Raw genomic sequence first — 20,954 nt, 5'->3', positions numbered from 1 at the left:
CTTTTCAATTATGTAAGTGGGAGCCGGGCAAAGCTTGAGCCTTGCCCGGCAAGCGGGTTATTTCTGCGCTGCGGCGCTGTCTTCAATTGCCTGATGGGCTTCCTTGCGGTGCTGCCACCAGTTGCCGAGCAGAAGCAGGATCGGAGCGGCGATGAAGATCGACGACGATGTAGCGATAAAGATACCGAACAGCATCGGCACGGCAAAATTATGAACCGCGCTACCGCCCCAGATTGCCATCGGGAGCATACACAGGAACGTCGTCATCGATGTGTAAACACAGCGGACGAGCACCTGATTGATACTCATATCGACAATCTCGCGTAGCGGCTTTGATTTATAAAGACGCATGTTTTCACGCATGCGGTCATAAACCACGACCTTATCGTTTACCGAGTAACCGATAGCGGTCAGAAGCGCTGCGATAGCTGTCAGGTTAAAATCGAGCTGGAACAGCGCGAAGAAGCCGACCATCTTCGTGGTGTCGAGGATAAGCGTGATGATTGCGCCCATCGCAAAGAACCACTCGAAGCGCCACCAGAGATAGATGAGCATGCCGAGTGCCGACAGGATGACGGCGATGAAGCCTGAACGGGCCAGTTCACCGGAGACTTTCGGGCCGACGACTTCTGTCCGCTCGATTTTCACACCTGGATCAAGTTCGGTCACGGCTTCGCGCATCTTGTTGACGGCAACGGTCTGCGCTTCCTCGCCACCTTCCTGACGCTGGACGCGGATCAGGACATCATTTGGGCTACCGGCTGACTGAAGCGCTACTTCGCCAAGACCCAGTGCGCCTAGCTTGGCGCGAAGTTGCGCCAGATCGGCTGGCTGTGACGTGACGATTTCCGCCTGAATGCCGCCCTTGAAGTCAATGCCGTAATTCAATCCCGGTTTGAAGAACAGACCAATGGACAGAATAGACAGCACAATCGAGACGCCAATGCCGATGAAGCGTGCATTCATGAAGCTGATATTCGTCTTCTCAGGAACGAATTTCAGGAACGGCTCGATGACGAGCACTTTCAGCTTACGCTTGCGAACGTACCACGCCATGACCATGCGTACCAACGTCACATCAGTGAACATGGAGATCGCGATACCGAGCATCATGGTAATCGCAAAGCCGCGAACCGGGCCTGTGCCGAAGGTGAACAACAGCAAGGTCGAGATCAGGGACGTGACGTTAGCATCCACAATGGTAGAGAAGGCGCTATGGAAGCCCTTGTCCAGCGCGGCCATGGCCCCGAGGCCGCGTCGCGTTTCTTCGCGGATACGTTCATTAATGAGAATATTGGCGTCAACCGCGATACCAATACCGAGAATAATACCGGCGATACCGGGCAATGTCAGCGTTGCGCCAATGAGGCTCAAGGCAGAGAAGGTAAGCAAGGTGTGGAGCAACAGCGCCACGTTGGCAATCGTGCCCCAGACGCCATAAAGGAGCTGGATGAAGACCGCGACGAGTACGAAGCCCACGATACCTGTAATCAGACCCATCTTGATGGCATCGCCGCCAAGATCAGGACCAACAGTACGTTCTTCGATAACGGTCAGCGGAGCGGGCAGGGCGCCAGCGCGCAGGAGTGCCGAAAGAACAACTGTGTCCTGAACCGTAAAGCTGCCGGAAATCTGGCCCGAGCCGCCGGTGATCGGTTCACGGATGACCGGGGCGCTTAGCACCTTGCCATCGAGCACGATTGCGAACGGACGATTGACGTTTTTCGTCGTAATGTCCGCGAACTGGCGTGCACCGAGGCTATCGAAACGGAAAGACACGATCGGCTCGTTGGTGCGCTGGTCGAAACCTGCACGCGCGTCGGTGAGACGCTCGCCGGAAAGGGCGATCTGATCCTCGATCGGGTACTTGATGTTCGGATCCTTGGAATCCGGCATGATGGTCACGCCCGGAGGCGGCGCATCGTTCGGATTGGCATCGGCGACCATATGGAAGCTCATTTTCGCCGTGCTTCCGAGAAGCTGGCGAAGCTGCGCCGGGTCTTGAAGACCGGGAAGCTGAACGACGATACGGTCCGAGCCTACGCGCTGGATGGACGGTTCTGCAACGCCGACCTGGTCGACGCGCTGACGGATGATTTCAAGGCTCTGCTGAAGAGCGGCATCAAGACGATAGTTGAAACCTGCTTCGGTGAGGGTCAGGCGTACCTGATTGTCGTTCGAGGCAACATCTATGTCGTTGATCGCCGTGCCGAAACCGCTGGTATTGACCTGCGAAATCAAGGTGCGAAGTGCAGTTTCCGCCTTGGAACGCTGGTCCGCATCAGGGATGGTCACGACGACCGCATCTCCGACAGCACGGATCGACTGCGGCTGGATGCGTTCGGCACGCAGCTTGCTGCGGGCATCGTCAAGCAGAGAGCGCAAACGGTCTTTCTTCAGGCTCGCTGCATCGACTTCGAGCACGAGATACGAGCCGCCGCGCAAGTCGAGGCCGAGCGTGACCTGACGCTTCGGGAACCAGGACGGCATCGCCTCAAGTTGCTTTTGGGTGAAAAAGTTGGGCAAGGCAATGATAACGCCGATCGCAACGATCAGGCTATAAAGCACAACCACCCATTTGGAAGTACGCATGGATTAAGGTTCCGGTTGGTACGCCCCAATTGCCACTCATCAAGCAGCGGTGCGGGCATCGTTTGTAATGGTGTCAGGATTGGTTAAAGCCAATCTTCGAGGATGGCATATTATGCGCTTTTAGGAGGCGCACGGGCAGAGCCAAAATGTCTCTGCAAAACTGCGAGGCGCTGGAAATTCAGCGCCGCTTTGGCTGCTGCCGACTTTGGAAGAGCAAAAGCCACTGCCGCCACGGGCAGCGCTGCTCCGGTGCCATCAAGGTAAACAGCTTTGATCTTGGCTGCGATCGCTTCGATCAAGATCGCCCGCATGGGCTGCGGCGAGGGGGTGGATTGCTGGCGAACAGGGGTTGTCGGAGTGCCTTCGACCTGTCTTGCGACGATGCCGCCGGAGTGACCACGGGCAACATCTTCGTCCGGCGTTGAAAAATCCACGGCAAACAGAAAAGCCGTAAACGACAGAACGCACGTAACGAACAGCATGAAACCATGCCGCTTGTGCTGTTCCGTGTTTTTCATGCCCTTCATCAAATCGCCAAGACTTTCTTTAGAGTCTATCCGTGGAGTTGAGCCAGCTTTTCACACTCATTGAGAATCCTCATTAATCATTTGTGTTCGCACGAACAAGGAAATACTGGCATCAAGGCTCGTCTTATACGTTATGGGTCCGCTTCCTGCGCACCGTGAAATCTTGTAGACGGCCTACGCCTTGCATCCGTTTTAGGGCGCTTTATGTTGAAACCATGTCTTGTTTAACGGCAGAATTGAATTGGCATATTCATCGACGTTTCGTGTTCTTGCATTTTCTCTTCTGATCGGCGTTCTGTCGCCGGGTGGCATTGCGCCTGCCTTTGCGCAGGATAACAAGCCCTCGACTCCGCCGGCGGCACAAACTGCGCCCGCTGCCGCTCCGCAAAACGACTCAGCCCAGCAAGCGCCCGCTGCCACCGATCAGCAACAGGCACCAGCGCCTGTTTCCAGCGTTGTTCAGCAACAAAAGCCTGTCATCAACGATCTGAAGCAACAGACGAAACGGATCAGTGATCAGCTTCCCAAGGCCACTTCGAACGATGAAACGCTGGCCAATCTCAAGCTCCAGCTGGACTCTCTTTCGAAGAAGCTTCTGGATGCTGGCGTTTCATTCCGTCCGCGTCTGACCGAAATAAATACGCGGCTGGAACAGCTTGGCCCCGCACCCTCTGGCGATCAGCCGCCAGAACCGACAATCGTCAGTGAAGAACGCGCGCGACTGACCGCCGAAAAGGCCGAGATCAATGCCATTGTCGGTGAGACGGAGGACACATCGCTTTCCGTCAATCAGATGTCCGCAAAGATCGGCGACATGCGCCGAGACCTTTTTGCACGCACACTTTCACAACGCGTGAATCTCGATACGACGCTGGGTACAGAGGTTGCTTCGGCTGCCAGTAACCAGATGGTTTCACTCTGGCGCATCGTTCAGTCGTGGTGGCGTTTTGTAAGTACGTTCAAGCTCAAGTCATTTCTCGCTGCCGCGTTTTTTGCGTTTGCGGCGGCGCTGGTCATCCAGCTGGGTGCAAGGCGCGTCCTCGGAACGCTCTATCAACGCGATCCAACGATCGAATCGCCCTCCTATCTAAGTCGCCTCTCAGTGGCTTTCTGGTCTACGGTTATACCGTCCGCAGCCGTGGGCGTTTTTCTGGCGACGACTTACTTTTTAATGAACTATTTCAACGTTTTGAGAACAGATATTGCCGCTCTGATTCAGTCGCTTTTTCTCGTTCTTGGGCTCGTTTTCTTCATTCATAGGCTGGCGTCTGCCTGTATCAGCTCGGATATGCCGCAGTGGCGACTGGTTCCGGTCGCACCACGTCCAGGACGCGTGTTGGGGTTGCTGATAACTGCCACGGCGCTGACAAGCGGGCTCGATTCTTTCTTCGGAAAGGTCAACCAGATTTTGTCATCGCCTCTGTCGCTGACGATGGCGAAAAGCCTGCTTGCCACGGTGATGGTCGGCGTTCTGATTCTGGCGATTGCGTTTCTGAAACCGGTTGAGCGCGAAAAGGATGGCGCTGTCCGTTCATGGCCGCGCGCATTCAGAACATTCCTGATCATATTGGGGCTTTTACCCATTCTGACCGCGCTGTTTGGCTATATCGGCATGGCGCGCTTCATATCGCAGCAGATCGTGGTGACGGGCGCATTTCTGGTTACGATGTATATGGGCTTCTTGACTGGGCGTGCAATTTCCGAAGAGCAGGCTTTCGCATCCAGCCAGATTGGCAAGGCAATGCGAGAGCGTTTTCATTTCGACGACGCAACCCTTGATCAGCTTGGCCTTGTGGCGGGCATATTGATCAATCTCGTCGTTGCCTTGATCGGCATTCCGCTTGTTTTGATGCAGCTCGGCTTCCAGTGGGCCGAACTTAAAAGCACCTTCTATCAGTTGATGACCGGCTTCCAGATCGGCAATATTTCGATCTCGCTCATGGGACTATTGACCGGCGTGCTGCTGTTCGTGATCGGCTATCTTCTGACGCGCTGGTTCCAGAACTGGCTCGACAACAGCGTTATGGCGCGCGGGCGGGTCGATTCTGGTGTACGCAATTCAATCCGCACAGTCATAGGCTATGTTGGCCTTTGTCTTGCCGCTCTGGTTGGTGTATCGGCAGCCGGGTTCAATATGTCGAACCTGGCCCTTATCGCCGGTGGTTTGTCTCTCGGCATCGGTTTTGGTCTCCAGAATATCGTCCAGAATTTTGTTTCTGGTCTCATTCTGCTCGCCGAACGTCCGTTCAAGGTCGGCGACTGGGTAGAAGCCGGCACGGTCAGCGGTATCGTCAAGAAGATCAGCGTGCGCGCAACGGAAGTGGAAACTTTCCAGAAGCAATCGATCATCGTGCCGAATTCGACGCTTATCAACGGTAACGTCGGCAACTGGACCCATCGCAACAAGCTCGGGCGCATCGATATCAATGTACAAGCCTCTTATACGGAGGAGCCACGCCGGGTCCACGCGCTGCTTCTCGAAATTGTTCGCGGTCATCCGTCGATCTTGAAGAATCCTGAGCCGTTCGTTTCGTTTCAGAACATGAACGATTCACTGATGATTTTTGATATCTACGCCTATGTGGCCGATATTACAGCGACGGGTGGTATCAAGAACGAGTTGCGATTCCAGATTGTAGAGCGCTTCCATGAGGAAGGATTACACCTGTCGTCTACCAGGACTGATCTCGTTCTCAGTGTGCCTGAAATCGAAAAACTCTCCGATTTGATGCAGAAGGAGAAAGAGCCCTCATCATCAGCCAAGAAGAAAAAGGCCCTGGCAGAGAAGCCGGAAGTCGACGAGGATGCCGACGACCGGGCTTGATGAACGTTTCGTTCAGTTGCAGTTCAGTTTTGTCCGCTTATAAAGGGGATGACAGAGGGCAATAGGGCTCTTGCGACATTGGACATATCGCGGCGGGAGCGATGGAAAGGTCGGGACGGTATGAACAGAAATCAGGCCAACAGCTTGGGGAAGCTCGTTCTTGGTGCAGCAATCGGTTTTGCGGTTTCGGCTGGCAGCGCCTACGCCGCGCAGATTTCCAATAATGATAGCGGCCCTCAGACGATTGTCGTTACGGAAGGCGCTTCCAAGCGCGAAATGATTGTCGCGCCCGGTGAAACTGTTGAATTCTGCGCCTCGGGCTGCTTCGTAACGTTTCCGAACGGGGACCGCGAAGCGTTGACCGGCGATGAAACGATCACGATCAGTGGTGGCAAAGCCACGTTGAAATAGTTTTCCCATTGCGAAATGTGAAAAGCCGAGGTGTTGCCTCGGCTTTTTTGTATGGAAAGTGTCTCGGTCAGCTGCGAGGCTTGAGGTTTTCCGGATCGTAGAGAGGCTTGTAACCTATCGAGAGCACTTCAACCGGATAAGTCTCACCGAAATATTCCACATTCAGCTTGCGACCTTCCTGACAATAGGCCCATGGCAGGTACGCGAGCGCGATGTTCTTGCCAATCGTCGGGCCATAGGCGACTGAGGTCGTGAAAGACCGGCGGCCAAGTTCGTCAATGAGTGTTTCTCCGGTATCCAAATCCTGTACTGGCATGATGCCGACAGGATACCTGGCCACACCTTTCGAATCGACATTGTCGGTTATGACCAGCGTGCAGAGCATGGCAGGCTGATGCTCGCGGGCGCGATATTCCACATGCTTTGCCTTGCCGCGGAAATCCGCCTCCTTGACCTTCGGGCGAGCAAGATCGGCTTCGAGAAGGTTATACTCGGTCAGCAGATCGGCATTCTGCAGGCGTAAGCTCTTTTCCATGCGACGCGTGTTGGCATAGGTCTCGACGCCTACCGCAATTACGCCGGTGGAGCGAAGCGCATCCCAGACGGCAAGGCCGTCTTCGTAACGCATATGCAATTCCCAACCCTGTTCACCGACATAGGAAATGCGGAACGCGGTAACATCCTTGCCCGCAATCCGGATTGGCTTGATGGCAGCGAAGGGGAAGTTTTCCGCATCAAGACCTTCAGGTCTCTCAACGACCTTCTTCAGGTTCTCGCGCGCATTCGGACCCCAGATGCCGATGGTGACGTATTTTTCCGTCACATCGGTGATCGTAACGTCAAAGCCCTTATCTTCGGCCACGCGGCGCATATAGTGGAAGTCGCGAGGCCCGGCATCGGCGCCATTGATCATACGGATGCGGTCTGTCATGCGGATTGCCGTGAAGTCGGCCCGCACCATGCCTTCGTCGTCGAGGAAGTGGGTATAGATGCCCTTGCCGATATTGGCGTCGCCGCCGATTTTAGCTGCACAGAGCCACTCCATCAGCTCGACATGGTCGGGGCCTTCAATGTCGTACATGGCGAAGTGCGAGAGATTGATGATACCGCAATTTTCGGTCAGTTCGAGGTGTTCGGCATTGGAGACGCGCCAGAAGTGGCGGTTATCCCATTCGTTTTCGCGCACCGGTACGCGATCACCATATTTTTCGAGAAGGTGTTCATTGGCGGCATAGCCGTGCGCGCGTTCCCAGCCGCCAAGCTCCATGAAATGGCCACCGAGTTCGACTTCGCGTTCATAGAATGGTGAGCGGCGGATATTGCGGCCCTTGGAGAAGGGTTCACGCGGATGAACCGCCGGATTGTACACCTTCATCGCCGTTTCCGTGCAGCGATCCCAGATGAACTGCTCGGTCATCTGATGCGGGTAGAAACGGGAATAGTCGACGGCGTGATGATCAATGGACGTGCGACCGTCGGTCATCCAGTCGGCAATGAGCTTACCCATGCCGGGACCGTCCTTGACCCAGATGGCGACTGCATACCATAGGCCGCGCACCTTCTGGCTTTCGCCCATGGATGGGCCGCCGTCGGTCGTGACCTGCAGGAAGCCGTTGAAGGAGTGGCTTTCATTGTAGCCAAGCTCGCCCAGAATGGGCGTCAGCTCGATGGCGCGCTCAAGCGGTTCGAGAATCTGGTCCATCTCAAGATCGCGCTGTGATGGCGAGAGACGTGCTTCATGCTTTTCCAGAAGGTCACGCGGATGGCACAAGCGCGGGTTCTTTTCTTCGTAATAACCCCATTCGATCTGGCCGCCTTCGGCAGTTTTCGGATCGCCGGTGTCGCGCATATAGGCGGAGTTACCCTGATCGCGCATGAGCGGCCAGCCGATTTCCTTACCGGTGCCTTCAAACTCGTTATAGGGACCGAAGAATGTTAGCGGATGGTCAATTGGCATGACTGGCAGGTCTTCACCAACCATTTCGGCAATCAGACGTCCCCAAAGGCCAGCGCAGATGATGACATAGTCAGCTTCGATGGTGCCGCGATGCGTGACGACACCCTTGATGCGTCCGTTTTCGACGATTAGCGACTGGGCCGGTGTGTTGGCGAAGCTTTGTAGCTTGCCTGCAGCTTCAGCCTGATCAATCAGCTTGCCGGCGACGGTCTGCGAGCGCGGAATGACCAGACCGGCATCGGGGTCCCACAGGCCGCCTTGAACCAGGCTTTCCTCGATGAGCGGGAATTTTTCCTTGATCTCTGACGGTTCCATCAGGCGAGCACGAGTGCCGAAAGCTTTACCCGATGCGACCTTGCGCTTGATTTCGTCCATGCGGGCATCGTCACCGACGCGCGCTACCTCGATGCCACCGACGCGGGCGTAATGCCCCATCTTTTCATAGAAATCGATGGAGTAGAGCGTTGTCCAGCACGACAGGAAGTCATGGCTGGTCGCATAGCAGAAGTCCGATGCATGGGCAGTAGAGCCGATGTCGGTCGGGATACCCGATTTGTCGATGCCGACGATATCGTCCCAGCCGCGCTCGATCAGATGGTGTGCCACCGAGGCGCCGACGATACCGCCAAGCCCGACGATCACAACTTTTGCCTTCTTAGGAAACTCTGCCATTTTATGCGTCCCTAGAGCATTTCCAGCAAAAGTGCGTAGCGGTTTTGCGTCGGATAATGCGTGAAAAAGATGGATAGAGCGGTTCCAACGACTCCGTATTACCTGAAACCGCTCTCGTTGGTATTTGACAAAACCATAGTCGTTGCCCGGTCGCGACATTTGCCTTTATACGACATATTCGCAGCGTCAGACGACTGCATGTCAGCTTCTGGAAATCCCGGAAGGTTGAGCATCGGCTGTCCTGTTCGCGACATATCCAACAATCCTGCATCCACAGATGGTCGGTCTGTAGAACTGATTCCGGAAAAGCCTGTATGGTTTTGATTTTATTCTGAAAGCTGACAGTAGTGGAGCTGCTCCATTCAAGATGCAGCTCTATCTTTCTTTAGTGTCGTGCTTAAGCGGCGATGAGCATTTTGCGCTCGGCCCGTTCCTGTTGCGGCGAGCGTCCGTATAATTCCCGATAGCATTTGGAAAAATGCGACGCCGAAACAAAGCCACAGGCGACGGCGACCTCGACCACAGGCATGGATGACTGCAACAATAGATGCCGTGCGCGATCGAGTCGAATTTCCAGATAATAACGTGCCGGAGACCGGCCCATCTCCTGTCGGAAAAGACGCTCCACCTGACGCCGCGAAAGACCAATCGTATGGGCTACATTGATCAGTGCCTGCGGCTCTGAAAGATTGGCTTCCATCATCTCGATGATGGTGAGCACCTTGGAGTTCTGAATGCCGAGACGGGCCCGCAGCGGCAGGCGCTGGCGATCCTGTGGGCTGCGGACACGGTCGGTCAGTGCCTGTTCACAGATCTTGTTGACCAGATTGGCGTCGAAATCATCTCCAATCAGCTTCAGCATCATATCGAGAGAGGCGGTTCCGCCCGCGCAGGTGTAAAGGTTGCCATCGACCTCAAAGAGATCGGCATAGACCTCGGCCTTGGGAAAGGCTTCCGAGAAACCAGGGAGATTTTCCCAGTGAATGGCACAGCGTTTGCCAGATAGAAGCCCGGCCGCGGCCAGTATATGGGCGCCGGTACAAAGTCCACCGACTGCCACGCCGCGATTATATTCCTCACGCAGCCACGCAAAGACCGACTTGTTTCTGAATTCTTCCACGTAGACGCCGGAACAGACGAATACCATCGAGGGGCGCTGCTCGCGCTGCAGGAAACGTCGCTCGTCTTCCAACGATGCATTGACGGCGCATTCCACACCGTTGGATGCGGTCACCGGTTTTCCATCAACCGATGTCAGTCGCCATCTATAGGCGTCATAACCCAGCATCCGATTTGCAATGCGCAATGGCTCAATGGCCGTTGCGAATGCAATCATCGAAAAGTTTGGAACCAGGAAAAAGACAATAGACCGCTTAACCGATGAAGCTTGGATCATGCCCGATCGTTCCCATTTTCGAAAGGCTCTGGCTGCGGTTCCCGACGCAGTTGAAGCCTTGTGTCTCCGTCACGACTCCGGGTCTTTTGGGCCCGGTTTTCTCCGGTCGCTTTCAGACCGGCAATCTTGCTGCGTTGGCCCGGATTCGCAGGGGGAGGGCGATGGCGCAAACAAGATAGTGTTCTATTGAGACACAGAACGGGTAGGTTGCAAAGTGCGGCTAAATGCCTGCCGCGAAAAGGTATTTTAATGTCGGGAAATTGAGGGCGGATCGCATGACCGCCCTCAATTGGCTTTACTGCCCACGCTTGAACTCTGCTGTGTTTTTGGCGATGCCCGGCAGACGATCATCAACGTTTGGCCAGCCGATATCGTGCAATATGTGTTCAGGTAGCGATTCCAGCACACGACGGCTGCGTTTCACCCGACGTTCGTACGACCAGGCTTCGATCTGTTTTTGCACTTCGGAGTAAAATGCCAGAAACCATGACTGTGCGTTCGCAACGGATGACGTTGATGTAAAGCGCACGACTGATGCCCGGCCGTTGGGAGCGGATTGGCATTGAACGGTCATTTTCTATCTCCTCATTCAGGAAGTTCGGTTGATACGCTCGCTGCAGCTCTGCTTGTTCGTGTCCTCAATGTGCATTCTGCTTGACGTTCAATCAAACGAAATATAGAAAGGCTTAAGATCAGAAAATTTGAACAAAGAGTGGAAAACGGAGTCCGTCATGACAGCGCCCGTTCAACATCCCCTTCCGATGCTCGATATCGATGTGCTGCGCACATTTGTGGCAATTGCCGATACGGGAAGTTTCTCCTCTGCTGCGAACGCGGTGTTCCGCACGCCCTCTGCCGTTTCGATGCAGATCAAGAAGTTAGAGGAGCAGATTGGTGTTGCAGTTTTCGATCGGGACGCACGCTCGGTTACGCTCACCAGCGATGGCGAGATTCTGCTCGGATATGCGCGTCGTCTTCTGGCTCTCAATCGAGAGGCAGTCTCGAAATTTGTTGCGCCCACAGTGACCGGAGTGGTTCGGCTTGGGTCGCCGGATGATATCGGCGAATGCGTATTGCCGCTTGTCTTGAAGCGTTTTGCCGAAAGCCATCCGGGCGTAACAGTGGATGTCGTGATCGACCAGAGTAGCAATCTGCGCAAGCGGCTCGATGAGCGACGGCTCGATGTTACGCTGATCAACATGTCTCATACGATACTAAACAAAGGCGATGTGGAAGTTCTGCTGGATGAGGAACTCGTCTGGGCGGGTGCCAAGTGTGGTACGGCTTATCGTCGGGAGCCTCTGCCTCTTTCGATTTGGGAAGAAGGATGTGCCTGGCGCGGCAATGCGCTTGAAGCGCTTGAGACTAGCGGCCGTCCTTACCGCATTGCCTATATGAGCTCACATTCGACAGGACAGCGGGCTGCGATCATGGCTGATCTTGCCATTGCGCCATTTGGTAAAACGCTATTGAGCGATGGAATTGTCGCTCTGGGGCCGGAACATGGTTTGCCCGCTCTGGGACGTTATCAGCTGGGTATAATTGTGAAGCCGGAAGCCGGGCCGCACATTCAGGTCGTTGCTGACCATCTGCGGAATGTTTTCGAAGGTTATCGCCGTTCCGGCCGGTTTGAGACTTTTCGTTCCAGCTGATGACAGATCACAGTTTATTGGGACGGGAACTAATGCATTCTCTTGCCAGCGAAAAACGCTGCGCTAGATTTCTTTTGTGACAGCCGAGTGAATCGGCTTCACCGCCAGATGCCGGGCAGGGGCTTCGTATGTGGCGGGAGGCATAACTGGTTTGAATAGACTTGGAACTCTATGCACCTAACCCTGAAGGGGGAGGATTGCACATCCCATTGGAGAGACTGTCATGAAGCTGACCCGACTTGTCCCAGTTGCTATCGTTCTCTGCGCATTCACGCTTGCGTCCTGTGCAAATACTGTACGCGGCGTTGGCCGCGACGTAAAAGGCACCGCTAATGCGGTTCAGGAAACAGTAGAATAAGAGAATAAATGGCCCGGGTTTCCCGGGCCTTTCCTTTATGGAACCAGAAAATAGCTGACGGTTATGTGCTTGTCTGGTCGGGTTTTATATTCAATCTCGGTGGTAGCGATACCGTCATGAGGTATTGTGATGTTCGCATTTTGCAACAAGGTAGCAATGCGTTCATTGGGTTCAGCGCCACCGAACCACATAACGAGTACGGGTGATGTCAGGTGAGCTCTGGCATCTGGCGTTTCGGGATGAACCACACGCAACGACGAATCAAATAGTCTGAAATTGCCCGGTATCTGTGCATTGTCCGTCAAGATCGTCTTGAACGGGCCTTTCGCCTGCACTTCCTCGTAGAAATGACGATAGTCGAGCTGACCGTAAGGCGGAGAGCTGGAGCCATAGGTCAGGTAATAGCTTAGCACCGGTGGGACGATAAGAGCTACGACAGCGCTCACGACAGCGAAGTCGATCAAGGCCCGGTTTCCGGTCCTGTAACGAGCAAAAAGGCTCGCTATCAGTGCTGGAGTGAGGAACAGAACGGGCTGCAGCCAGCGATCTTTCACGTTATTTGCGCCGGTGGCGATAACGCCAACGAGAACAATAACCAGTCCGACTAGGATCAAGAGCCGCAGGAATTTCTCGCCGGTGGTCAGCGGAACGGAGGGGGCGGTTTTCTTCTGCCAGTGAATGAGTGCGATGATACCCGCGATTGCCAGGGCAAGGATCGAGAACAGAAAGGCTGCTTCTATCAGGCTCTCGACGCCCATCAGCCGGTCGAAGAAGACATTGCCGGAAGCGCCGATTTCAAACTTGCTCGCGCGCGCCATGACGCTGGATTTGTGTGCGAACATCCAGAGCGCAGTTGGTCCGAAGCAGATGGCGAATGCCAGAATCGTAACGAAACTCAGCTTGGAGAGCAGTATCCGGCGGTATTCGGGAATGAGAAGTCCTGTCATGATCAGCATGATCAGGAAGAATGAGGCATTGAATTTGCCGAGGATAGCTGCAGCCATCGCGATGCCTAATGCGGCGGCAGAGACGACACTGCGCCTGCGCATATGCCAGGCAAAGGCCAGGAAGGCCCAGCCACAACCGGCGGTGCCTGCAACTGAATGGGTCAGGGCGCGTTGTGATTCCCAGCCGATTTGCGGGATGAGAAACAGACCAAGCATACCGGCTGACGCGACGATGCGCGAAAAACCGAGCAGTCTCATAGCGCCGTAAACGCTTAGGAACAGGCTTGCAAGAATGCTGAATTTCACGATCTGGAGTGTGAGCATCGATGTGCCCAGCACCGATGCAACCAGATTGGTAATCCAGGTATAGAGAGGGGGTTGTGATCCGCCATACCCCCAGTCCAGGTAGCCAATATTGGCCAACTGCTCGGCGTCATCAAGGCCTGCGCCGTTGGAAACAACGGTGACGAGAATGGTTTGGAACGCGAAATAGCACAGCACAAATATTACAGCCAAAGGCAGGCCGAAAAGTTTCTTATCGGCAGTGGAAACAGCGGTGGCTGGTCGTTGTGCAGTCAAATTCATTGCCCTGAATAAAAATCACCTGTGTAGCAGGCTTCATTGGAAGCGTTCTGCATTTCACAGGATTATGTCCGGATTTCAATCGAACAGCTCTAAATGTTTTGTAACAAAGGCGTGTAATTGTGCATTCCCTTGTGATCAAGGGCAACGGGCCAGTTTCAGGCAACTATTTGTAGGCTGAAATGGCAAAAACCGCGCTGCCAGAGGTGCACGGTTTTGCCAATTACGCATGGCATCTCCGCCGAACAATACACTGGCGGGATATACTGAGCTCCGGTACGCAGTACCAGATCCGGAGCGTCGAGCCGGGTGAACCCGTCTCGTGCTCCTTTCTAGCTCAACATCGTTACCGTACGGTTATCAGAGACTTAAGCAAATCTAAACAATGCGATTTTTTTGCGTGGGCAATTGTTTACTTTGCTCCTGATTTGGAGCGCAGGTAATTGATGATGCCTGAGAAGTCTTCGGCGCCATGGCCTTCACCATCAAAAAGACTGTAAAGCTCCTGTGCATGTGCACCGAGCGGTGTTTCAGCGCCAGCGCTTTGCGCGGCTTCCTGCGAGAGCTTGAGGTCTTTCAGCATCAAAGCTGCCGCAAAACCGGGTTTATAGTCGCGGTTTGCAGGTGATGTTGGAACCGGTCCCGGAACCGGACAGTAGGTTGTCAGTGACCAGCATTGCCCCGATGATGTTGACGCCACATCGAAGAGCGCTTGGTGGGACAGGCCCAGTTTCTCAGCCAGAACAAAGGCCTCGCTGACACCGATCATCGATATGCCGAGGATCATGTTGTTGCAGATTTTCGCCGCTTGTCCTGCGCCGTCACCGCCGCAATGCACGATCTTTCCAGCCATTGGCTGCAGGATCGGCTCTCCGCGTGTGAATGCGTCGTCGCTGCCGCCAGCCATGAAAGTCAATGTCCCTGCGGAAGCGCCACCGGTGCCACCGGAAACAGGCGCATCAATGGAAAGATGTCCGTGGCTTGCGGCCAGCTCATGTGCCTTGCGTGCTGAATCTACATCGATTGTCGAGCAGTCGATGAAAAGTGAGTCTTTTCGAGCATTTGGTGCAATGTCCTTATAGACGGAGAGAACGTGCTTTCCGGCGGGCAGCATGGTGATCACCACGTCAACGTCGGCAACCGCATCCTGCGCGCTCGAGGCTATCGAGAGACCATTGGCCTTTGCCTCATCGAGATGTTGCGGCAGGAGGTCGAAGCCGCGAACGGTGTGACCGGCTTTCACAAGATTGGCGGCCATCGGGCCACCCATATTGCCAAGGCCGATAAATGCTATTGTGGCCATAAAAAAATCCTCCCTTGGCGGTTACTAATTCAGAACTAGCGTCCGATCATCTGGCGTGCGATGATCACACGCATGATCTCGTTCGTACCTTCGAGGATCTGGTGTACGCGCAGATCGCGGACAAGCTTTTCGATCCCGTATTCATGCAGATAGCCGTAGCCGCCGAAGAGCTGCAGCGCTTCGTTCGCCACATTGAAACCCGTGTCAGTGACAAAGCGCTTGGCCATTGCCGACCATTTGCCCGCATCGTGGGTTTTGCGATCAAGCTTGCTGGCAGCGGAGTAAAGAAGAAGGCGTGACGCGGAGAGTTCCGTCTCCATGTCCGCCAGGCGGAATTGCAGCGCTTGAAAACGGTCAATTGTCTGACCGAAGGCTTTGCGCTGGCTGCAATATTCCAGTGACTTGTTGAGCGCCGATTGTGCGCCGCCGAGCGAACAGGCAGCAATATTGAGCCGACCGCCGTCAAGCCCGGCCATCGCTATGCGAAACCCTGTTCCTTCTTCACCGAGAAGGTTTTCAGCCGGGACGCGACAATTGTCGAAAATGACGGTTCTTGTCGGTTGTGCGTTCCAGCCCATCTTGAATTCATTTGCACCAAACGAAAGGCCGGGTGCATCTTTTGGCACAACGATGGTGGAAATCCCCTTGGGGCCGTCCTCGCCGGTACGCACCATCGTCACATAGACATCCGTGGCGCCTGCACCGGAAATGAACTGCTTGGAACCATTGAGGATATAATGATCGCCATCGCGTGTAGCGCGTGTTCTGAGCGCCGCCGCATCCGAACCCGATCCGGGCTCGGTCAGGCAGTAGCTGGCAAGCCATTCCATTGACGTGAGCTTCGGCAGAAAGCGCAGGCGCTGTTCGTCATTGCCGAAAGTGTCGATCATCCATGCAGCCATGTTGTGGATGGAGACAAAAGCCGAGAATGAAGGGCATGCAGTTGCCAGTGCTTCAAAAATGAGCACTGCGTCGAGCCGCTTCAGCGCCGAGCCGCCCACATCTTCACGCACATAAATGCCGCCCATGCCGAGCGGTCCGGTCTCTTGCAATATGTCGACGGGGAAATGCTTGTCGCGATCCCATTGCAATGCATGCGGGGCAACGCGATCACTGGCGAAGGCTCGCGCCATATCCTGAATGGCAAGCTGATCTTCGTTCAGCTCGTACTGGTTCTGGTCGGCAGCATCCATGGTTTCCTCCCTGTAGCACCGCACCTTGTCACCGGACTAGATCATAACCGTGTGAGACTGCCAACGCTCCATTGGAATAATGTTGCTCACATTTGTAATAAACTGATGCGCATTTTTGCATAGACGCTCGCCGATTGAGGTCCCGTTGCCAGAAAGTTCAGTTTAAGCTACGCAGCAGTCCATGGCACGCGCAATCATGTTTCAGGGAACGGGTTCAGACGTCGGCAAAAGTGTTCTTGTTGCCGGATTATGCCGGGTTGCGCGCAATCGCGGCCTGAATGTTCGGCCGTTTAAGCCGCAAAACATGTCCAACAATGCGGCGGTCAGCGACGACGGCGGCGAAATTGGTCGGGCGCAGTGGCTGCAGGCGCTGGCTTGCGGTGTGTCGTCGTCTGTCCATATGAATCCGGTACTCCTCAAACCGCAGACTGACATGGGTAGTCAGGTTGTCGTGCAGGGACAAGTGCGAGGCGAGGCGCGCGGGCGCTATTATCAGGAATTGAAGCCACAACTTATGGCGGCTGTCATGGAATCTTTCGCCAAGGTCAGCGAAGGCGTGGACCTTGTGCTGGTGGAAGGGGCAGGGTCACCGGCTGAAATCAATCTCCGGGCCGGTGATATCGCCAATATGGGGTTTGCCACACAGGCCGATGTCCCGGTTGTTCTGGTCGGTGACATAGACAGAGGTGGCGTGATTGCGTCTCTCGTCGGCACGCACACTATTCTGTCCGAACAGGACCGCGCCATGGTTCGCGGATTTCTGATCAACAAGTTCCGGGGCGATATTTCGCTTTTTGATGACGGGCTGGCTGCCATTACCCGGTTTACCGGCTGGCGCTCTTTCGGCGTTGTCCCGTGGCTGAAAGCGGTATCGCGATTACCAGCCGAAGATTCTGTCGTTCTTGAGCGTGCTGTACGCGGAGACAAGAAGCCGCTTGTGGTTGCTGTGCCGATGTTGCCGCGCATCGCCAACTTCGATGATCTTGATCCGCTAAAGGCTGAACCGGATGTAGAAGTGGTCATGGTGCCGCCTGGTTCGAGCATTCCCGGCGATGCGGGCCTTGTCGTTCTGCCGGGGACAAAGTCCACGATAGCCGATATGCAGGCGGTTCGGGACAATGGCTGGGATCGCCAATTATCTGCCCACGTGAAACGAGGCGGTCATGTGCTTGGTATCTGCGGCGGGTTCCAGATGCTTGGTCGCCACATCAGCGATCCTGCTGGTATCGAGGGGCATGTACGCGACATTGATGGTCTTGGGCTGCTCGATATCGAAACGGTGATGGAACCTGAAAAAGTGGTCCGCAACGTGCAGGCGACCGCGCTTCTCCATAATGTGCCGCTGGAAGGTTATGAAATCCATATCGGACGAACGACCGGACCGGATATGGGGCGGCCTTTCGCCCGAATTGGCGAGCATGACGATGGAGCCATATCGCCAGATGGGCACATAATGGGAACTTACCTCCACGGTGTTTTCAATGCAGACGAATTTCGCCGGAGATTTCTGGAGGATCTTGGTGTGCGTAGCAGTTCAGTAAACTATCGCGCTGGCGTTGAGGCTGCATTGGATGAGCTGGCCGAAGGGCTGGACGCATGTCTCGATATCGATGCACTGTTTAACTTGAAATGAGGTCGTCAATCATCGGTCGCGATTGACGACGATGGGGCGAAAGCCTAGTGTCGAAACCATGCAACAGGTTTTTGCCGGGACGAATCCCGGCAATACCAAAAAGGGAATGCGACGGACGGACCCAATCCGGGCGTCTTTATCGCAGCCGACCCCGCGACTGTAGAGCGGAGAGGGATGAGGCAAGCCGGGCAACCGGTAACCACTGGAGGCTGTAAAGCTTCTGGGAAGGTAGTTTCAATCCCCGTGACCCGTGAGCCAGGAGACCTGCCTGCTGCGTGAGGGCATTGAGCCCGAGCCCCATGGGAGGTTTTTCCCTGCTGCCTGCACGGAGGTTGTCATGGCTGCACGTACTCAAAATTCTGTTTCCAGCACACTCGCAATGCCGCTCGCTGCTCGTCTGGGCACGGCTGTGGTTTCACTGCTTCTCGGCGCGTTCCTGATCTACGGCGTAGGGCTTGCCCATTCTGATACGTTGCACGATTCAGCGCACGATACGCGCCATTCCTATGGTTTTCCCTGCCACTGAGCAGTTTAACATCTTTCGGAATTGAAGCTGAGCAAAGCTCGATGGTGGACGGCCATCGGCGCGAAATTGCTATTGAGGGACAGAAATGTTGATCCGTTATTTGTTGGCGACGCTTGCTGCGGGGCTTCTGGCCGGGCTGCTGGTTACTCCCGCCATGTATTTGAAGACAGTGCCTTTGATCCTGCAGGCCGAAACCTATGAAGATGCTGGCGGTGGCCATAGTCACGGCGAGGCGGAAGCCACACCGCATGATCATGGCGCCGCTGCCGAAAGTGCCGAGGAAGAAGGGGCTGAACTACCATTTGGGCGGTTGGGCAATACGATCCTTGCCAATCTCGTAGCAGGTGCAGGTTTTGCCTTGCTGCTTGGTGGCATGGCCTTGCTTCTCGGACGCCGCATTACGGTGCAGAATGGGATTTATTGGGGCGTTGCCGGTTTCTTCGCGGTCGCGTTTCTGCCTGCATTGGGTTTATCGCCGGAATTGCCGGCAATGCCTGCGGCTGATCTGGCTGAACGCCAGCTCTGGTGGCTCGCTACCGTGGTGCTAAGCGGTTTAGGCCTCTATCTCATCGTGTTGCGCCAGGAAGGCTGGGCAAAGATCCTCGGTCTGGTGCTGATCGTGGCGCCGCATCTTTACGGTGCTCCGCATCCGGAAGACATCTCGTCACCGATTCCGTCATTGCTTGCTTCGCAATATGCAGTCGCATCGCTGGCGACGAACCTGTTCATGTGGGCCGTGATCGGCCTCGCACTTGGCTGGTTCATCCAGCACTACGCATCGTCCGAGATTGAGGGCTGATGAAAATGGCTTCGCCGGGAAAATCGGTTCTGGTTCTTGGCGGAGCCCGTTCGGGTAAGTCGTCCTATGCCGAGAAAATGGTTGAGTCCTCGGGGCTTCAGCCGCTCTATCTGGCAACAGGACGTGCCTTCGACAAGGAAATGGAAAACCGCATTGCCATTCATCGTGACCGACGTGGTTCCGAATGGCAGACGGTGGAGGAGCCACTCGATCTGATCGGTGCACTGACATTGAATGCTGCTACGGATCGGTTCGTGCTGGTCGATTGCCTGACCCTGTGGTTGACCAATCTGATGATGGCCGAGCGCGATATAACGACAGAGACGGCAAGTCTTGTCGCCATGCTGCCGAATCTTGCCGGGCCTGTGGTTTTTGTTTCGAACGAAGTTGGACTTGGGATCGTGCCTGAAAATCGCATGGCACGGGAATTTCGCGATCATGCAGGCTTTCTGCATCAGGCAGTGGCCGCGATTGCGGATGAAGTTTATTTCATGGCGGCAGGGTTGCCGCTCAGGATGAAGGGATAAATCGATGCAGGGACAGAAAATTCCCGCAACAGTCATCACGGGTTTTCTCGGATCGGGCAAAACGACGATGATCCGCAACCTGTTGGAAAACGCCAATGGAAAACGCATTGCGTTGATCATCAATGAGTTCGGCGACCTCGGTGTCGATGGCGGTATTCTGAAAGGTTGCGGTATCGAGGCATGTCGTGAAGAAGATGTGATCGAGCTCAACAATGGTTGCATCTGCTGCACCGTTGCCGATGATTTCATCCCGACCATGACCAAGCTTCTGGACCGCGCTGATCGCCCCGATCATATCGTGATCGAGACGTCCGGTCTGGCCTTGCCGCAGCCGCTGGTCGCAGCTTTCAACTGGCCTGAAATCAAGACGCAGGTAACAGTCGACGGTGTAGTAACCGTGATCGACGCCGCAGCGGTGGCCGAGGGGCGTTTTGCCGATGACCACGACAAGGTGGATGCGCAGCGCGCAGCAGACGAATCTCTTGACCATGAAAGCCCCTTGGAGGAACTTTTTGAGGATCAGATTCATGCAGCCGATCTGATTGTTCTCAACAAAGCTGACCTGATCGACGCCTCAAGGCTGGATAGTGTGAAAGCCGATGTGGCCGAGCGTTCACCGCGCCGGGTGAATATGGTTCCTGCGAGCTTTGGCAAGCTTGGAGCTGACGTTCTGCTCGGCCTCGGCGTCGGCACGGAAGACGACATCGCCAACCGCAAATCCCACCATGAAATCCATCATGCGGATGGACACGAGCACGATCATGACGAGTTCGAGAGCTTCGTGGTCGAAGCGGGCTCTGTGGCCGATCCCAAGCTGTTCACGGAAAAGCTGAAAGCGGTCATTGCGAAACACGATATTCTTCGTCTGAAGGGCTTTGTCGATGTGCCGGGCAAGCCGATGCGACTGGTCGTGCAGGCGGTTGGTCCGCGTATTGAGCATTATTTCGACCGTCCATGGGGCAAGGATGAAGCGCGCTCCACGCGACTGGTTGTGATCGGGCTGCATGATATCGATGAAGCAGCCATCGCCAAGGCCGTGAAAGACGCTGTCTGAC

At 55.1% G+C, this 20,954-nt stretch carries 17 protein-coding genes and 1 riboswitch; of the genes, 9 read left to right on the top strand and 8 right to left on the bottom strand.

Going from position 1 to position 20,954, the window contains the following annotated elements:
- Positions 1 to 57 precede the first annotated feature (57 nt).
- Positions 58 to 2,592 carry a protein translocase subunit SecD gene (secD, locus tag LJ361_RS17110; RefSeq protein ID WP_012091842.1) on the bottom strand — a complete coding sequence of 845 codons (2,535 nt, stop codon included), beginning with the start codon at positions 2,590 to 2,592 and terminating at the stop codon, positions 58 to 60.
- Positions 2,593 to 2,702: 110 nt separating this feature from the next.
- Positions 2,703 to 3,119 carry a hypothetical protein gene (locus LJ361_RS17105; protein WP_010659823.1) on the bottom strand — a complete coding sequence of 139 codons (417 nt, stop codon included), beginning with the start codon at positions 3,117 to 3,119 and terminating at the stop codon, positions 2,703 to 2,705.
- Positions 3,120 to 3,360: 241 nt separating this feature from the next.
- On the opposite strand from LJ361_RS17105, the gene LJ361_RS17100 reads away from it, so the two are divergent.
- Positions 3,361 to 5,943, top strand: a complete 2,583-nt coding sequence (locus LJ361_RS17100; RefSeq protein ID WP_010659824.1) for a mechanosensitive ion channel family protein — start codon at positions 3,361 to 3,363, stop codon at positions 5,941 to 5,943.
- 120 nt (positions 5,944 to 6,063) lie between these two features.
- Positions 6,064 to 6,354, top strand: coding sequence for a hypothetical protein (locus LJ361_RS17095; RefSeq protein ID WP_010659825.1), 291 nt, complete (start codon positions 6,064 to 6,066; stop codon positions 6,352 to 6,354).
- 67 nt (positions 6,355 to 6,421) lie between these two features.
- Here the strand turns inward: LJ361_RS17095 and LJ361_RS17090 are convergent, their stop codons facing one another.
- The 3 genes from LJ361_RS17090 to LJ361_RS17080 all read right to left on the bottom strand — a co-directional run bounded on the left by LJ361_RS17090 (position 6,422) and on the right by LJ361_RS17080 (position 10,953).
- Positions 6,422 to 8,983 (bottom strand): GcvT family protein, encoded by a 2,562-nt coding sequence (locus LJ361_RS17090; protein ID WP_036579678.1) that lies wholly within the window; start codon positions 8,981 to 8,983, stop codon positions 6,422 to 6,424.
- A gap of 397 nt (positions 8,984 to 9,380) precedes the next feature.
- A complete protein-coding gene (locus tag LJ361_RS17085; RefSeq protein ID WP_012091847.1) occupies positions 9,381 to 10,379 on the bottom strand; it encodes a GlxA family transcriptional regulator in 999 nt (332 codons plus the stop codon).
- Between the two features lie 295 nt (positions 10,380 to 10,674).
- A complete protein-coding gene (locus LJ361_RS17080) occupies positions 10,675 to 10,953 on the bottom strand; it encodes a DUF1127 domain-containing protein (RefSeq protein ID WP_010659828.1) in 279 nt (92 codons plus the stop codon).
- 157 nt (positions 10,954 to 11,110) lie between these two features.
- Between LJ361_RS17080 and LJ361_RS17075 the strand changes: the two genes are divergently transcribed.
- Together LJ361_RS17075 and LJ361_RS17070 are read left to right on the top strand one after the other, a co-directional pair.
- A complete protein-coding gene (locus LJ361_RS17075) occupies positions 11,111 to 12,031 on the top strand; it encodes a LysR family transcriptional regulator (protein WP_012091849.1) in 921 nt (306 codons plus the stop codon).
- 223 nt (positions 12,032 to 12,254) lie between these two features.
- Complete coding sequence (locus LJ361_RS17070) at positions 12,255 to 12,389, top strand: entericidin A/B family lipoprotein (RefSeq protein ID WP_010659830.1); 135 nt, start codon at positions 12,255 to 12,257, stop codon at positions 12,387 to 12,389.
- 35 nt (positions 12,390 to 12,424) lie between these two features.
- Here LJ361_RS17070 and LJ361_RS17065 read toward each other — a convergent pair whose 3' ends face one another.
- The 3 genes from LJ361_RS17065 to LJ361_RS17055 form a co-directional block, all read right to left on the bottom strand.
- The gene (locus LJ361_RS17065; RefSeq protein WP_010659831.1) at positions 12,425 to 13,921 is read right to left on the bottom strand and encodes a glycosyltransferase family 39 protein; all 1,497 of its coding nucleotides are present in this window, start codon (positions 13,919 to 13,921) and stop codon (positions 12,425 to 12,427) included.
- A 409-nt stretch (positions 13,922 to 14,330) separates the two neighbouring features.
- Positions 14,331 to 15,221: a 3-hydroxyisobutyrate dehydrogenase gene (mmsB, locus tag LJ361_RS17060; RefSeq protein WP_010659832.1), complete on the bottom strand. Its 891-nt coding sequence runs from the start codon at positions 15,219 to 15,221 to the stop codon at positions 14,331 to 14,333.
- Between the two features lie 35 nt (positions 15,222 to 15,256).
- Positions 15,257 to 16,414, bottom strand: coding sequence for an isobutyryl-CoA dehydrogenase (locus LJ361_RS17055; protein ID WP_010659833.1), 1,158 nt, complete (start codon positions 16,412 to 16,414; stop codon positions 15,257 to 15,259).
- A gap of 181 nt (positions 16,415 to 16,595) precedes the next feature.
- On the opposite strand from LJ361_RS17055, the gene LJ361_RS17050 reads away from it, so the two are divergent.
- The 5 genes from LJ361_RS17050 to cobW all read left to right on the top strand — a co-directional run bounded on the left by LJ361_RS17050 (position 16,596) and on the right by cobW (position 20,953).
- Positions 16,596 to 18,047 (top strand): cobyric acid synthase, encoded by a 1,452-nt coding sequence (locus LJ361_RS17050; RefSeq protein ID WP_036579691.1) that lies wholly within the window; start codon positions 16,596 to 16,598, stop codon positions 18,045 to 18,047.
- A 48-nt stretch (positions 18,048 to 18,095) separates the two neighbouring features.
- Positions 18,096 to 18,334, top strand: a riboswitch (cobalamin riboswitch).
- 50 nt (positions 18,335 to 18,384) lie between these two features.
- Positions 18,385 to 18,573 (top strand): CbtB domain-containing protein, encoded by a 189-nt coding sequence (locus LJ361_RS17045; protein ID WP_006467114.1) that lies wholly within the window; start codon positions 18,385 to 18,387, stop codon positions 18,571 to 18,573.
- 85 nt (positions 18,574 to 18,658) lie between these two features.
- On the top strand, positions 18,659 to 19,372 hold the full coding sequence (locus LJ361_RS17040) for a CbtA family protein (protein ID WP_264812066.1): 714 nt from the start codon (positions 18,659 to 18,661) through the stop codon (positions 19,370 to 19,372).
- A 5-nt stretch (positions 19,373 to 19,377) separates the two neighbouring features.
- The gene (gene cobU, locus LJ361_RS17035) at positions 19,378 to 19,899 is read left to right on the top strand and encodes a bifunctional adenosylcobinamide kinase/adenosylcobinamide-phosphate guanylyltransferase (protein WP_010659836.1); all 522 of its coding nucleotides are present in this window, start codon (positions 19,378 to 19,380) and stop codon (positions 19,897 to 19,899) included.
- 4 nt (positions 19,900 to 19,903) lie between these two features.
- Entirely contained in the window at positions 19,904 to 20,953 is a 1,050-nt protein-coding gene (cobW, locus tag LJ361_RS17030) for a cobalamin biosynthesis protein CobW (protein ID WP_010659837.1), read from the top strand.
- Position 20,954 lies beyond the last annotated feature (1 nt).

Source organism: Brucella sp. JSBI001 (genome assembly GCF_026014005.1).
Classification (GTDB): Bacteria; Pseudomonadota; Alphaproteobacteria; order Rhizobiales; family Rhizobiaceae; genus Brucella; species Brucella anthropi.
This window is presented reverse-complemented; position numbering and strand designations above follow the sequence as displayed.